Source organism: Actinomyces sp. ph3 (genome assembly GCF_000308055.1).
Lineage (GTDB): Bacteria > Actinomycetota > Actinomycetes > Actinomycetales > Actinomycetaceae > Pauljensenia.
Map to the genome: position 1 here is coordinate 12,540 of NZ_CAGY01000002.1, position 13,891 is coordinate 26,430.

13 protein-coding genes are annotated in these 13,891 nt (G+C 57.3%); 6 read left to right on the forward strand and 7 right to left on the reverse strand.

What is annotated here, in order from left to right:
* Positions 1 to 64 precede the first annotated feature (64 nt).
* From HGAS_RS03625 to HGAS_RS03645, 5 genes are all read right to left on the reverse strand, one after another.
* A complete protein-coding gene (locus HGAS_RS03625) occupies positions 65 to 589 on the reverse strand; it encodes a heat shock protein transcriptional repressor HspR (RefSeq protein WP_019126520.1) in 525 nt (174 codons plus the stop codon).
* Positions 589 to 1,635 carry a DnaJ C-terminal domain-containing protein gene (locus HGAS_RS03630; protein ID WP_019126521.1) on the reverse strand — a complete coding sequence of 349 codons (1,047 nt, stop codon included), beginning with the start codon at positions 1,633 to 1,635 and terminating at the stop codon, positions 589 to 591. The genes HGAS_RS03625 and HGAS_RS03630 overlap by 1 nt, the downstream gene beginning before the upstream one ends.
* 45 nt (positions 1,636 to 1,680) lie before the next feature.
* Positions 1,681 to 2,334, reverse strand: a complete 654-nt coding sequence (locus HGAS_RS03635; RefSeq protein WP_019126522.1) for a nucleotide exchange factor GrpE — start codon at positions 2,332 to 2,334, stop codon at positions 1,681 to 1,683.
* A complete protein-coding gene (gene dnaK / locus HGAS_RS03640) occupies positions 2,331 to 4,187 on the reverse strand; it encodes a molecular chaperone DnaK (RefSeq protein ID WP_019126523.1) in 1,857 nt (618 codons plus the stop codon). The genes HGAS_RS03635 and dnaK overlap by 4 nt, the downstream gene beginning before the upstream one ends.
* 251 nt (positions 4,188 to 4,438) lie before the next feature.
* Positions 4,439 to 4,894, reverse strand: a complete 456-nt coding sequence (locus HGAS_RS03645) for an RNA-binding S4 domain-containing protein (protein ID WP_019126524.1) — start codon at positions 4,892 to 4,894, stop codon at positions 4,439 to 4,441.
* A gap of 150 nt (positions 4,895 to 5,044) precedes the next feature.
* Between HGAS_RS03645 and HGAS_RS03650 the strand changes: the two genes are divergently transcribed.
* The 5 genes from HGAS_RS03650 (at position 5,045) to HGAS_RS03670 (ending at position 11,167) form a co-directional block, all read left to right on the forward strand.
* The gene (locus HGAS_RS03650) at positions 5,045 to 6,151 is read left to right on the forward strand and encodes a methyltransferase domain-containing protein (RefSeq protein WP_019126525.1); all 1,107 of its coding nucleotides are present in this window, start codon (positions 5,045 to 5,047) and stop codon (positions 6,149 to 6,151) included.
* 146 nt (positions 6,152 to 6,297) lie between these two features.
* Entirely contained in the window at positions 6,298 to 8,157 is a 1,860-nt protein-coding gene (locus HGAS_RS03655) for a hypothetical protein (RefSeq protein WP_026066614.1), read from the forward strand.
* Between the two features lie 115 nt (positions 8,158 to 8,272).
* On the forward strand, positions 8,273 to 9,388 hold the full coding sequence (locus HGAS_RS03660; protein WP_233993696.1) for a phosphodiester glycosidase family protein: 1,116 nt from the start codon (positions 8,273 to 8,275) through the stop codon (positions 9,386 to 9,388).
* Between the two features lie 3 nt (positions 9,389 to 9,391).
* A complete protein-coding gene (locus HGAS_RS03665; protein WP_019126528.1) occupies positions 9,392 to 10,618 on the forward strand; it encodes a bifunctional glycosyltransferase family 2/GtrA family protein in 1,227 nt (408 codons plus the stop codon).
* A gap of 108 nt (positions 10,619 to 10,726) precedes the next feature.
* Positions 10,727 to 11,167: a GNAT family N-acetyltransferase gene (locus tag HGAS_RS03670; protein ID WP_019126529.1), complete on the forward strand. Its 441-nt coding sequence runs from the start codon at positions 10,727 to 10,729 to the stop codon at positions 11,165 to 11,167.
* A gap of 57 nt (positions 11,168 to 11,224) precedes the next feature.
* Here HGAS_RS03670 and HGAS_RS08635 read toward each other — a convergent pair whose 3' ends face one another.
* A complete protein-coding gene (locus HGAS_RS08635) occupies positions 11,225 to 11,614 on the reverse strand; it encodes a MarR family winged helix-turn-helix transcriptional regulator (RefSeq protein ID WP_158661890.1) in 390 nt (129 codons plus the stop codon).
* Positions 11,615 to 11,943: 329 nt separating this feature from the next.
* Between HGAS_RS08635 and HGAS_RS03680 the strand changes: the two genes are divergently transcribed.
* A complete protein-coding gene (locus HGAS_RS03680) occupies positions 11,944 to 13,254 on the forward strand; it encodes a M18 family aminopeptidase (protein WP_019126531.1) in 1,311 nt (436 codons plus the stop codon).
* 121 nt (positions 13,255 to 13,375) lie between these two features.
* On the opposite strand, the gene HGAS_RS03685 is transcribed toward HGAS_RS03680, so the two are convergent.
* A complete protein-coding gene (locus HGAS_RS03685) occupies positions 13,376 to 13,891 on the reverse strand; it encodes an NUDIX hydrolase (protein ID WP_019126532.1) in 516 nt (171 codons plus the stop codon).

The following is a 13,891-nucleotide window of genomic DNA, read 5'->3' on the forward strand; positions in this document are numbered from 1 at the left end:
GGGGAGGCATTTTCATGCCTCCCCTCACTCACTCCACCTCGAGGACATCGCTCGAGGGGGTGTGTTATCCCGAAACCACAACGGTTCCTTCGATGACTCGAACTCCTTCGGGCGATGCTTCAATAAGCGCCCGAACGCGCTGGTTGCCAGCAGGCCGCCACGTTACGAGGCCTCGGTCCCTGACGGGTACCATGCCGCCGCGTCGAGATTCTTCGCTGCGACGTGCATGCGCACGGCGCATGGGGCGAATCTGACCGTCTGGGCTTGCCACGAATACTCGGTCGAAGACGGGTTCGAATTCTTCGACCCGCTCAGCCAAGGCATCGCGCTGTTCTCGCAGGCGATCAACTTCGTCCTCCAGCTCCATGATTCGCTGGATACCGGCCAAGTTGATTCCCTCATCTTGGCTCAGGCGCTGAATCTCCTTCAAACGCTCGACATCGCGTCGGGTGTAACGCCGCCCGCGTCCCTTCGTACGAAGGGGTGTCACCAGGCCAATCCGATCGTATTGACGCAAGGTTTGCGGGTGCATTCCCGCGAGCTGTGCGGCAACGGAAATCACGAAGGTTACTTCATCTTGATGTCCCATCACGCACTCACCTTCTTCACGAGTTCTGCGCGCGGATCGCTCTGATCAAGCGAGTCCACTAGCGATTTGATCGAATCCAGCTGCTCAGGGGTGAGATCCTTGGGGACCACCACACTGATGGTTGCCAAGAGGTCGCCCGTCCCCTTCTTCGTGGCCACGCCGCGCCCCTTCAGGCGCAGGGTGCGACCGGAATCGGAGCCGGCAGGAACCTTGACGGTAACGGTCGAACCATCGATCAGGGGGAGCTCAACATTGGCACCCAGCGTGGCCTCGGCAAAGGTCACGGGAAGGGTCATACGAAGGTCATTTCCCTCGCGGCTGTAGACCGGATCCTCCTCGACGTGGATCGTGACGATCAGATCGCCAGCGCTCCCGCCATTGATCGAGGCCTTCCCCTTGCCGCGCAAACGCACGCTCTGGCCGTCCTTGATTCCCTTGGGAACCTTGACGGTCATAGGCTTGCCGGAGACAGCCAACTTGATGTTGACTCCGCTCAGGCTTTGCTTGAGCGTGATGCGCGTCGAGGCATGCAAGTCTTCACCCTTTTGGGGTGCTTGCTGGTAGGGCGAACCGTGTGCTCCGCCGAAGTCACCGAATTGAGAGGCACCAGCGAAGGGCGAGGACCCTCGCGAAGAGCCGCCACCGAAACCGCCGAATGCACCGAGGATGTCGTCGAGGTTGAAACCTGCGCCGCTACCACTGGTGGAGAAACGAACATTTCCGCCGTTTCCGCCGCCGAAAGCACCGAAGATATCTTCGAAGTTCACGCCGGATGCTCCGCCGCCACCGGCACCTCCGCGGAAACCGCCGGCGCCCATCGCGCGAATCGCATCGTATTGCTGGCGCTGCTCAGGATTGGACAGGACCGTGTAGGCCTCGCCAATTTCCTTGAAGCGTTCTTCAGCTTCGGGGTTCCCCTTGTTCTGGTCGGGGTGCCAGGTGCGCGCAAGTTTGCGGTAGGCCTTCTTAATTGTGGCCTCATCAGCATCCTTGCTTACGCCAAGAACCTTGTAAAAATCCTTTTGGAGCCAATCTTCTCCACTCACTGCGCGTCACCTCCTTTTTTGACTCTGCAGTTCGTTGAATGTTCCTTATTCAGGGTTGTACACCAGGACTTTCGCCGCGCGGATAATGGTGTCTCCGCGACGATATCCAGATTGCAAGACCTGTCCCAAGACCGGATGGTCCACGTCGGGATTGGGCTGAGCCATGAGCGCTTCGTGGAGCATGGGGTCAAAATCGTCCCCTTCATCTCCGAAACGTTCCAGCTCGAAGCGCGTCCGAAGCGTGTCTTCAAGCTTGTTCGCGATCGAGGCAAAGGGACCGTCATTGAGATCCCCGTGCTTGCGCGCAGCCTCAATATCATCCAAGACACCGATCATGGCTTCCAGCACCTGGTCGCGTCCGGACTGGACGTGGCCGGCGACGGATTCCTTGGAACGGCGAACAAAGTTCGAATATTCCTGGTTCAGGTTGTACAGGTCTGCGTGGGCGCGGGCGAGCTTTTCTTCTACCTGCGCCACTTGGTCGAGAGCCTTGGACAGCTCACTGTCTTCCAGCTGCTCTTCGAAGTCCGACATGTCGACCTCGCCCGTTTCCTTGCCCTGAGCGCTTGCCGAGGCCGCGGTTGCGTCTGCAGCTGCACCCTCTTGAGCGTGGGGCTGGGCGTCGCCCGGGGTGGCCGGCTGAGAGCCGACCACCGGATCCTGGGCGTCGTCGGAAGTGTTCGTGGGCTCGATGCTCACTTGTCGTCCTCATCCACAACTTCGGCGTCGATGACGTCGTCATCGGAGGAAGAGGAGGACTCCTGCGAAGCACCTGCCTCAGCGGCGGCCTGAGCTGCCTGAGCGTTCTGGTAGACCTCCTGGCCGATCTTCATCGCGGACTGGTTGAGCTTCTCAACGGAGCTCTTCACAGCCTCGATGTCGCTGCCCTTGAGGGCTTCCTTCACGGCGTCAAGGTCACCCTGGACTTCCTGGCGGGTCGCTTCGGAGACCTTGTCGGCGTCTTCCTTCAGGGTCTTCTCGATGGTGTAGACCAGCTGCTCTGCGGAGTTACGAATCTCAAGCTCCTCGCGGCGCTTCTTATCGTCCTCTTCGTGCTGAGCGGCCTCGTTGACCATGCGATCGATCTCTTCCTTGCTCAAGGCACTACCACCGGTGATGGTCACCGAGGTTTCCTTGCCGGTTCCAAGATCCTTCGCGGAGACGTGAACGATACCGTTCGCGTCGATGTCGAAGGTGACTTCGATCTGAGGAACGCCACGCGGTGCGGGAGCAATTCCGGAGAGTTCGAAGTTACCGAGCAGCTTGTTGTCAGCGGTGAACTGACGCTCGCCCTGGAAGACCTGGACCAGAACGGAGGTCTGGCCGTCGGCAGCGGTCGAGTAGACGCGCGATGCCTTGGTCGGGATTGCGGTGTTGCGCTCGATGACCTTGTCCATGACGCCGCCCATGGTCTCAATGCCCAGGGACAGAGGGGTCACGTCGATCAGCAGAACGTCCTTACGGTCACCCTGGATGACGCCAGCCTGCAGGGCTGCGCCAACTGCGACGACCTCATCGGGGTTCACGCCCTTGTTGGGCTCGCGGCCACCGGTGAGCTTCTTCACGAGCTCGGCAACGGCGGGCATACGAGTGGAGCCACCGACCAGGACGACGTGGTCGATCTCGCTGACGGAGATGCCGGCGTCCTTGATGACCTTCTCGAAGGGAGCCTTCGTGCGCTCAAGCAGATCCGAGGTCATTTCCTCGAACTTTGCGCGGGTGAGGGTCTCATCCAAGTGAACGGGGCCATCAGCAGTGACCGAGAGGTACTGCAGCGAAATGTTTGTGCTCATTGCGCTGGACAGTTCCTTCTTTGCCTGCTCGGCTGCTGCACGCAGACGCTGAAGTGCGACCGGATCCTTGGAGAGGTCAGCGCCGCTCTTAGCCTTCACCTGCTCAATCAGCCAGTCAACGATGCGCTGATCCCAGTCATCGCCACCCAGGCGGTTGTCGCCTGCGGTTGCGCGGACCTGAATGGTGGAGAAGCCGTCGTCATCCTTGCCGATTTCCAGCAGGGAGACGTCGAAGGTACCGCCACCGAGGTCGAAGACCAGAATGAGCTCATCTTCCTTGCCCTTTTCGAGGCCGTAGGCCAGTGCCGCAGCGGTCGGCTCGTTGATGATACGCAGGACGTTCAGGCCTGCGATCTGGCCGGCATCCTTGGTTGCCTGGCGCTCTGCATCGTTGAAGTACGCAGGAACGGTGATGACCGCGTCGGTAACGGGCTCACCGAGGTACTCTTCCGCATCCCTCTTGAGCTTGGAGAGGATGCGTGCGGAGATCTCCTGTGCGGTGTACTTCTTGTCGTCAATGTTGACAGTCCAGTCAGTGCCCATGTGGCGCTTGACCGAAGAGATGGTGCGATCAACATTCGTGACCGCCTGACGCTTGGCGATCTCGCCAACCAGGACCTCGCCGGTCTTGGAGAAAGCAACGACCGAGGGGGTCGTACGTGTACCTTCTGCGTTCGCAATGATTGTGGGTTCTCCGCCTTCAAGTACTGCGATTGCGGAGTTAGTGGTGCCGAGGTCAATACCTACTGCGCGTCCCATAAGTTTTTCCTTTCATCAAAGCGTGGTGGAAATTGTCGCCGAGGCGATGCCGCGCTTTGTACGTCTTCTGTTGTGGTGGCCGGGGTTTCGACCTTCAGACCACCTTGAGTCTGTTGCACTCAAGTTTACGGATCGACTACCAGGCCCGCAAGCCCTACATCAAAACTTGAGTCTGACATACTCAACTTATTTCGAGGGGTTTTATTCCCCAATTTCCAAAATAACTTTCTAAGAATTGACAGCCCCGCCAATTACCATTGAAAATCCGCGGAAAAATCGGAATTCATTCCACGAAATTTCTCCATATCCCGACGCTCTTTCTTAGTCGGACGCCCACTACCGCGTTCTCGCTGGGCGAAGGCGACCCCCAGCCGAGGCCTCGGCTCACTGAGATCCTCGTAGCACAGTTTCGCGAAGGGATAACCCAGTCGTTTCGCAAGGAGCTTGCGAACGATAAGAACACGGTCAAAGCCCTCTACTCGCAGACGAACTTCATCGCCCACGCGCACTTTCTGCGCAGCCTTCACCGATTCACCGTTAATTTTCACGTGACCGGCACGAGCAGCTGAGGTTGCCTGCGAACGTGACTTCACGTGGCGGGTTGCCCACAGCCATGTATCGATACGCATGGTTTCGCCCGCCGCGAGCGCACCCACGGGAACCTCCGTCGGTTCGTTGGACACGCGATCAGTCGGGTTCTCAGTCATGGCGAAATCTTAACGCCACCAAGGCCGAACACATTCCCTCACTTACGCTCAACAGACCTATTCGTTGTGGCGAAGACACTTCCAAGATGCCAAGATGAAGCGATGGAGTGCGTACATTTAACAAGCGGGGAATGCCATTCGTGCCCCCTCATGCCCACTCCCTATGACATCCAGCTTGCTCAGCGCCAAAAAGAAGCCGGCGAACTACTGGCAACTCTGCCACAGGCCTCGCAAATGAAATGGCTACCCGCCGCTGCATCGGTGCCTGAGCACTACCGAAGCAAAGCGAAATTTGCGGTCGGCGGAAGTGCCGAGCACCCAACTTTGGGAATCACAGGAAGCGCGCCCAACTACGCAGGAGTAGACCTCCCCCACTGCATTGCGCACACCGAGGTCATCGCCTCGACGATCGAACCACTGAAAGCATTCATCCGCGAGCTCCACTTGGAGCCCTACGATATTGCGCGCAGGAGCGGCGAACTCAAGCACATCCTGGTCACGCAGGGAAGTGATGACGCACTGATGATCCGCTTCGTCATGCGCTCAAAGCGCGACCTAGCCCTACTGCGTTCAAAACTGTCGCTGCTGCACTCGCTCATTCCTGCGGCCCAGGTCATCACCGTTAATATCCTGCCCGCACACGCCGCGCTGGTTGAAGGCGATGAAGAAATCGTCATTTCTGAACAGCAAACACTGCCCATGCTTGTTGGCGATGTTGAACTTCACCTGGGACCGCGCTCGTTTTCGCAAACCAATACGACAGTAGCCTCGCAGCTCTATCGCCAGGTCGCTCAGTGGGCGCACGAAAGTGGCGCCACCTCACTGTGGGATCTCTACTGCGGAGTGGGTGGCTTCGCACTGCACGCGGCACTTGGCGGAGTTGAGCGCGTCAGCGGTGTTGAGATTTCGCCCGAGGCCATTGCCTCCGCTCGGGAAACCTCTGAAGAGCTCGGGGTGAGTGAGCGCGTGAGCCTGGTGGCCGCTGATGCACAGGAGTGGGCTTTCGCACAGGATCAGGATCATTATCCCGAGGCCATCGTCGTCAACCCACCACGGCGCGGAATTGGAACAGAGCTTGCTCAGTGGATTAATCAGAGCGACATTCCCACGGTGATTTACTCGTCCTGTTATCCAAATTCGCTGGTCAGCGATCTTCGGCTCATGAATTCCTACAGGCTCCAAGAAGCGCGCCTCTTCGACATGTTCCCCCATACGAATCATATGGAATGCGCGGTTTTGCTCACGAAAGTCGCATAGTTCTTCACTTCTTCATCACCTTCACATACGCTGGATTCTTGTTTAAAGTTCACTGCGTAACTAGACTCAAAATAGATACGTTTTTGAATCCATTGAGACCCCATCTCACACAAGAGCAGTTCCTGAGATAACGACAAGGTAGAAGGATGATACGAACTCGAAATGCTGTGTTAGCCACGGCTGCTGTTGCGGCTTTAATAACCGGTGGTACGGCGCTCGCGGGTCCACGCGACGCGCACGCCCAGGATCAAGCATTCTCGATCTCTCAAAACGTCACGGCTGACGCAGTCACTGTCTGCAACACCAACCCTGTCATTGCGACCTACCACGGAACCGTAAACCTGACGATTCCCGTTGTCACTCTCCTTGCCAATTTCCAGGACGAGATGCAGGCCGCAGCCGCAGCAGGACAGAGCCCGCACGCAGCGGGGGCTCAGAACCCCGACATCACCTTCACGGTCTCTGTTCCTCAGGGGACACAGGTTGGTCCCGGAACCGTCACAAATTCTTCTTCTCTTATTTCGAACTGGTGGATGTCTCCCAATTCAGAGAAAACCGAAATGAAGGTCAATCTTCATTTGACGCAGACTGATTGGCAGGGACTGTACACCACCTATACATCCGAGAAGAGCAATCCTCTTGGGCATACCATCACGATCAAGATCCCCTATGCAGTCGGTGCAAATAATGCAGCAGATGCAGCACGGATCGCTCAAGAGCAAGTCACCAGCGCAGCAACTGTGAAGTTCTATACGGGTGGCGATACCCCCAGCAAAGTCTTCACATCTGCAGTCGCATCAAATCCAATCGCATCCACACCCACAGACTGCTTCTCGAACGCGCCACAGCGGACGACACGTTGGGTGGACGCAGAGACCGGAGCTGACCTTAAGGCCCCTCAGACTGGTCCGAACTTCTTCCAGGCTGCCGGGATCCCCGACTACGAGTTTGTTTCCTCAGAGCTGTCGACAGACCGCATGACTGGCTACTACAAGTACAAGAAGGTTTTCGGCGACCTTCCGGTCAACGGCGATGATCCAACGGTCGACACCGACTTCAAGATCAGCGCTGATGACGCTGCACCAGCACAGAAGGAAACGATCCAGGCTGAGAATAAGCAGTCTCTTCTGACCATTGAAAACGTTATCCACCTGAACAATCTTCAGGGCGGGCGTATTGCAACCCTCCTGCAAAAGTACGAGGAATCTCCCGCGGCTTTCGATGAGATGGTGCTGAAGAACGCGCATCTGGGCTTCACCACGCAAATCACTCTTCCTGAGCAGCTGAAATTTGCTGATCCTTCTGCCATCTCCATCAGCGGCATTCCCGAAGGCTTCACGGCAAAGACCGTGGCCATTGACGGCCAGACAGCACGTGTGACAGTCGACGTCAATGATCCCGAGGCCATTACAACCATCGAGGCTCTGAAGGCCGCGATGTCAAAGCTTCAAGGTGAGGCTGTCATCACGATCAAGAAGATTGCATTTGCCGATTCGGCGGAGCCTGACACCGATTACACAATTGAGCATCAGACTCAAGGGCTGGTCTCAGTCGATATCGAAAAGCAGCTTGGGGTCATTGTCCGCCCAGGCACCCCCTCCCCTGCTTGCCCACCAACGATGGGCGATTACGACCAGCTCAAACCTGCAGAGCCGCTTCCCGTCCAAGGAACAGTGTTTGACCCGCCCGCACCGGAATGCCCTCCAACGACTGCATATAGCGCCGCATGGACTTTCCCCATGACCGGTCCCTCGGCTGGTTGGGCTGAGGCACCGCTCATGGAGCATGCTTTGAAGTACACAAGCAGCGAGTCACACCCTTACGTCACGCGCTTCACCTTTAAGGCCGATCCACAACCCACCCCGCCGGCACCCACGCCAACTCCTTCAACCCCGACTTTTGGGCCTCAATTGGCGAAGACCGGTGCCGCAGGCGCGCTCTTCCTTGTGGGCGCTGCAGCAGCAGGGGCGACCGGTATGATGCTCCGTCGCCGTTCGCGCGCATAGCATTGCTCATTAACTACTTTGATCCCGCGGAATGAACTTCCGCGGGATCACTGTTTTTACGCTCACGCTCCACAGGTCACACACAGCTTGTCCTTAATCCCTACAGAATCCGCCAGTGGATTCTGTAGCCATGAACACGAACAACCTTCCCCAGCCGGCTACTCCTTCGGCCGATGATCTTGCACGCACCCTCGCTGCTCGCCAGCAGGCACAGGCAGCCACCGCCCAGACCCAGGCCTCCAGCACGGTAGGTTCCTCGGCCTCGGCGCACCGCACTAAGCCCACACGCACCCGCCCTGCGAAGCGCCGCCGCAAGGGACTGCGCAACGGAATCATCGCGGGCGCAACCGCAATCACGCTGGCATTGGGTGGAACCACTGCTTGGGCCCTCAACCGCTACGTGATCGATCACGTTGAAGTTACCAGCGCCTCTTCTTACGAGGCCTCACAGGGCAACGCGCAGAGCACTTCCTTGAATACCGATACCGCGACCACAACCTCGGACACCTACACGAACGGAAACACCAAGATTTCTGTCAAGCAGGTTCAAAACAACGGTGTCACATACTACGTAGCGGATGTTCAGCTCTCTGATGCGACCGCTCTTCGTTCCGCTTTCGCAAACGACCAGTTCGGCGCAAATATCACGGATCTGGTCTCCTCGATTGCAACCGACAATAACGCGGTCTTTGCCATCAACGGCGACTACTACGGTTTCCGCTCAACTGGCATTGTGATCCGAAACGGCACAATCTACCGCGACAGCGGTGCACGTCAGGGCCTGGCCATCTACAAGGACGGCACGATGAAGGTCTACGACGAAACTCAAACCAACGCTCAAACCCTGGTCAACGAGGGCGTGTGGCAAACACTCTCCTTCGGTCCGGCTCTTTTGCAGGACGGCCAGGTCATCAGCGGAATCGACAACCTGGAGATCGATACCAACTTCGGTAACCACTCCATCCAGGGCAAGCAGCCGCGAACCGCGATCGGCATCATCGACGACAACCACTTTGTCTTCGTGGTTGTGGATGGACGCTCTCGCACGTCTAGCGGCGTAACGATGAGCGGACTTGCAGAAATCATGCAAAGCCTGGGAGCAAAGACCGCTTACAACCTCGACGGCGGTGGCTCCTCTGAAATGTGGTTCAACGGCCAGGTCGTCAATAACCCCTCTAACGGTGGCGAACGCGCTACCTCCGACATCATCTACATCACGAAGGGAGCATGAGCGATGTACGTGTTAATCCCCGCTTACCAACCGGACGCACGATTGCCGCGTCTCATCCTTGAGCTGCATCGCGCAGATCCTTCAACGAAGATCGTCGTCGTTGACGACGGTTCAGGCCAGAAGTTCAGTGATATTTTCGAGGCCTCAGCCACCGCAGGTGCACACGTGATCTCTTATGAGCACAACCGCGGTAAGGGCTATGCGCTTCGGGAAGGTTTCACCTGGATCCGTGATGTTGCAGGTGACTCGCCAGAGTGCGTAGTGACCGCGGATGCGGATGGGCAGCACACGCTCAACGACATTTTCCGCGTCGGTCGAACGTGCACAGATACCGGTAAAAGCGTTCTGGGCGTTCGCGAATTCGTTGGGCATGTCCCCGCTCGTTCCCGGATCGGCAACACCGCAACTTCAGCTTTGTTCTGGCTCGCAACGGGCTGGAAGCTCAAGGACACACAGACCGGGTTGCGCGCATTCCCGGTGGCCTTGCTTCCCGAGCTGCTCGAAGTTCAGGGGGATCGTTACGAGTACGAGCTCCGCGTCCTTTTGCACCTGGCGAAGTTCCGTCATCCGGTGACCCAAATCCCGATTGAGACGATTTACGAGGCCGGGAATCCGACCTCCCACTTCCGTCCCTTGCAAGATTCGGCTCGGATTTGGGCACCGCTCCTGAAGTTCGCTGCTTCTTCTGGTGTTGCAACCGTCATTGACTACGTGCTGGTCCTTGTCTTGAATGCCCTCACTGGAGCTCTCTTCTTCCCGGTTGTTGCCGCTCGTATGGTGAGCGCTTCGGTGAATTTCGCAATGAACCGTCGCGTTTTCGAGGCCACGGGAGTTCCCTTGCGTCGCAGCGCCCTCCGTTATGCCGCGCTTGCCATCGCCGTGGTCGCCGGGTCGTACACGATGCTTGCAGTACTGACTGGAATCGGAATGCCGCTGTGGATCGCGAAGATCATCGCTGACACGACCATGTACCTGGTTTCTTACTCGGCACAGAGCCGCTATGTCTTCGCACCCGCACAGGACCAGAGCGCCAAGGTCACCCGTCATGAGTCCCAGACTCAAGCACACTCTGCAGCTCAGTCGCCTGCTAAGGAACTCGAAGTTACTTTCGCGGGAGCAGCATCGGGGCAGCCGAGCAAGCAGGCGGGAAATACGCCGGTAAAACCGGTACTGCCCGCGCCCGCGACACCATCCATATCGACCATCCGTTCACTGAATCACGCGGCTTGATTGCTCAGCACTCAAGTGTCACCTTGAGTCGGACCTCGTGAGCGTCGGATAATAACTATCCTCAGTGGCATACTTATGGCCTGTATAACGCATTGATAAGGAGCACCCATGCGTATCGAGATCCTCGGCGAATGTAACTCATCGACGATCGAAAAGGTTCACGAGGCCTTTGACCGTCTGCTTCCGCAACTTTCCTCTTCCGCACGGCCTTTGTCGCGCGAAGAAATCCAGAAGCTTCTGGCTCAGGAGTGCCTGCACTTGGTGTGCGCACTGGATGAGAATGACCGGATTTTGGGAATGCTCTCGCTGGTCGTTTTCGATATTCCAACTGGCCGCCGAGCATGGGTCGAAGATGTCGTTACCGATCAGGCCGCACGCGGTCAAGGCGTGGGACAGAGCCTTGTTGATGCCGCAGTTGAGCACGCTCGGGAGCTGGGTGCTAAGACAGTTGATCTCACATCTCGGCCGACGAGAGAGGCGGCGAACCGCCTCTACCGTCGGGTTGGTTTCCTTCAGCGCGAAACCAACGTCTACCGGAAGTCTTTCTGACCCCGTAAGACCCGTATGTGGGAGGTGGGACAGCACTCACTGTCCCACCTTTCCTGTTTAAAGAAGCGTATCTGAGATGACGTTGAGGATTCTGAGCAGGGTATCGCGATCATCGCCTTCTACCGCGCCAAGAAGCCCATTGCGCACTGCGCTTGCGAAGACGCCATTTGCGGCCTCATAGGCCTGACGCCCTTCAGGTGTAATGCACACAAGGACAGAACGCCGATCCGTCGACGATCCTTCTTTGATAATGAATCCCTTCGCCGCAAGGCGAGAGATTGCACGGCTAGTTCCCGAACGTGTCAACGAGACCAGCGCACCCAGCTCGCCAGAACGCATGGGCTGCTCACCGTTAGCAAGCTCGTCAAGCATCTCAAACTCAATCAGAGCAAGAGGTGCACTTTTACTAATTTCCGAACCTAACGTGCTTTGAACAGCACGTGTCACAGAACTCCACGCGTGCCAAAGCTCAGATTCGCTCTCATCGAGGAGAGTCTCATTGCTTTGTGTAATCACCCTTTTAATTTATCACCCTCGCAACAATAAAACTAGCCTCTGACCTGCGCAAATGCCCAAATAAACCGGACAGATTTTCACCGAATTAATACGAAGTGATACGATCTGACAACAAGATCACCCACCATAATGATCAAAGTTGAATGACTGTCAGCTCACATTTCTCGCACTAGTGGGCAAAACGATCAAAATGGTCGTTTTTACGTTCTGCACAAATGAGCACACCTTCGTGAACGAAACGTGCAGCGTAGGATGGATGCATGACACCACGACTTGAATCGGATCATCCCGAACTCGACGCAAACACTTTGGACTACGTCCATTTCCTTGCAGATTCCCCAACCCCTTACCACGCTGCACATCTCGTTGCGCAGCGCTTGGAAAACCTCGGTTTCGCGCGCCAAGACGAAACAGCGGCATGGGATGCAACTCCCGGCGGACACGTGATGGTTCGCGGAGGTGCTGTCATGGCATGGGTAGTTCCCGAGAATATCAGCGACACTGCCGGTTTCAGGATCGTTGGAGCACACACAGATTCCCCCGCTTTCACCCTCAAGCCCTCACCTCAGACGACAACGGCTGATGGCTGGGGACAAATCGAGGTCGAGGTCTACGGCGGAATGATCATGAATTCCTGGCTGGACCGCGAACTTTGCGTTGCAGGCCGTCTGATTTTGGCCTCGGGAGAAGAAATCCTGGTTCGCACCGCTCCGCTAGCCCGCATTCCCCAGCTGGCAATCCACCTCAACCGCGGTGTTAACGAATCTCTACACCTCGACCCCCAGAAGCACCTGCACCCGGTATGGACGGTCGACACTCCCGATACATCGCTTATGGATACCATCGCGCAGGCCGCAGGCTTGGATAATGCGAATGACGTGGTCTCTTTCGATCTGATCTGTGTTCCTTCGCAGGGACCTGTCACCTTCGGCGCGGATTCGCAGTTCGTCGCTTCGGGACGCCAGGACAATCTCTCGTCGGTTCACCCCGGACTGTGTGCGCTTGAAGACCTTGCTCGCCAGGGACTCCCCTCAGACGGTGACATCCTTGTTTTCTCATGCTTTGACCACGAAGAGGTCGGTTCCGAGTCTCGCACGGGAGCAGCTGGTCCGATTCTTGAAGACGTTCTGCGTCGCACCGCCTTCGCCTTGGGTCGCGATGAAGATGGTTACGCGCGAATGATCGCCTCCTCGACATGCGTGAGTGCCGATGCCGCGCACTCGATTCACCCGAACTACCCCGAGGTTCACGACCCTTCACATCACCCGGTCATGGGCCGAGGCCCCATCCTCAAGATCAATGCCAAGCAGCGCTATGCAACCAACGGGGTCGGAATGGCTCTGTGGAAGCGTGCTTGCGAGGCGGCAGGAGTTCCGACACAGAACTTCGTGTCGAATAACGCCTCTCCGTGCGGAACGACAATTGGCCCGATCACCGCAACCCGACTGGGTATTGAAACAGTGGATGTGGGCGTTGGCCTGCTCTCTATGCACTCGGCTCGCGAAATGAGCCATGTCGCAGACCTTCTGGGGCTGCGCAAGGTTCTGGCATCCTACTGGCTTGGCGCCTGAGCGGATACGCTCTGGACAGAAAAGGCCATCCGTATTTACGGCCGTGGGGGGCCGGGGAGTTCACAAACTCCCCGGCCCCCCACTTTTGACTAAAGCCTGTCACAAGACATGTGGCGAAGTATTAGCGCCGGAAATCAGCCTCCTGCTCACCACTGAACGCCCGCGCAATAGTCCGAGTGAATCGGTCATTCATCTGCGGGACCTGATCCCCCGGTACGAACATCGTCTGGGTGTTCTCACCATCTGCGGGGAAGGGATCCCCGCTGAGCCATTCACACGCAAAGGCTACGTCCAGGTAAGTCGTCTGATCGCCATTTTCATAGGTAACCGGACCAACGACTTCAACGCTCAGCAAGCGCATGGCTCGTGCCTGACATGCAGTCTCTTCGAGGATTTCTCGGCACGCGGCCTGAGCCGGCTCTTCACCCGGATCGATAATTCCCGTCACCGGTGTCCACGCGTGATTATCGGCGCGCTGAACAACAAGTACCTCAACCGAGGAGGGGTCGATGGGAGAGCGCCAATTAATCGCAGCTCCATCACGGCCTCGTAAGACGACAGCGGTGCAACCTGAAAGCCACAGCATGGAGTGCCCCACGTGCCGACGTAATTCCAGAACAAAATCCGGTGTTGCCAT

Coding starts and splice junctions, on each gene's coding strand:
- HGAS_RS03625 (WP_019126520.1), bottom strand. CDS start 589: ATGGGACATCAAGATGAAGTAACCTTCGTGATTTCCGTTGCCGCACAG.
- dnaK (WP_019126523.1), bottom strand. CDS start 4,187: ATGGGACGCGCAGTAGGTATTGACCTCGGCACCACTAACTCCGCAATC.
- HGAS_RS03645 (WP_019126524.1), bottom strand. CDS start 4,894: ATGACTGAGAACCCGACTGATCGCGTGTCCAACGAACCGACGGAGGTT.
- HGAS_RS03650 (WP_019126525.1), top strand. CDS start 5,045: ATGCCCACTCCCTATGACATCCAGCTTGCTCAGCGCCAAAAAGAAGCC.
- HGAS_RS03655 (WP_026066614.1), top strand. CDS start 6,298: ATGATACGAACTCGAAATGCTGTGTTAGCCACGGCTGCTGTTGCGGCT.
- HGAS_RS03665 (WP_019126528.1), top strand. CDS start 9,392: ATGTACGTGTTAATCCCCGCTTACCAACCGGACGCACGATTGCCGCGT.
- HGAS_RS03670 (WP_019126529.1), top strand. CDS start 10,727: ATGCGTATCGAGATCCTCGGCGAATGTAACTCATCGACGATCGAAAAG.
- HGAS_RS03680 (WP_019126531.1), top strand. CDS start 11,944: ATGACACCACGACTTGAATCGGATCATCCCGAACTCGACGCAAACACT.
- HGAS_RS03685 (WP_019126532.1), bottom strand. CDS start 13,891: ATGGCAACACCGGATTTTGTTCTGGAATTACGTCGGCACGTGGGGCAC.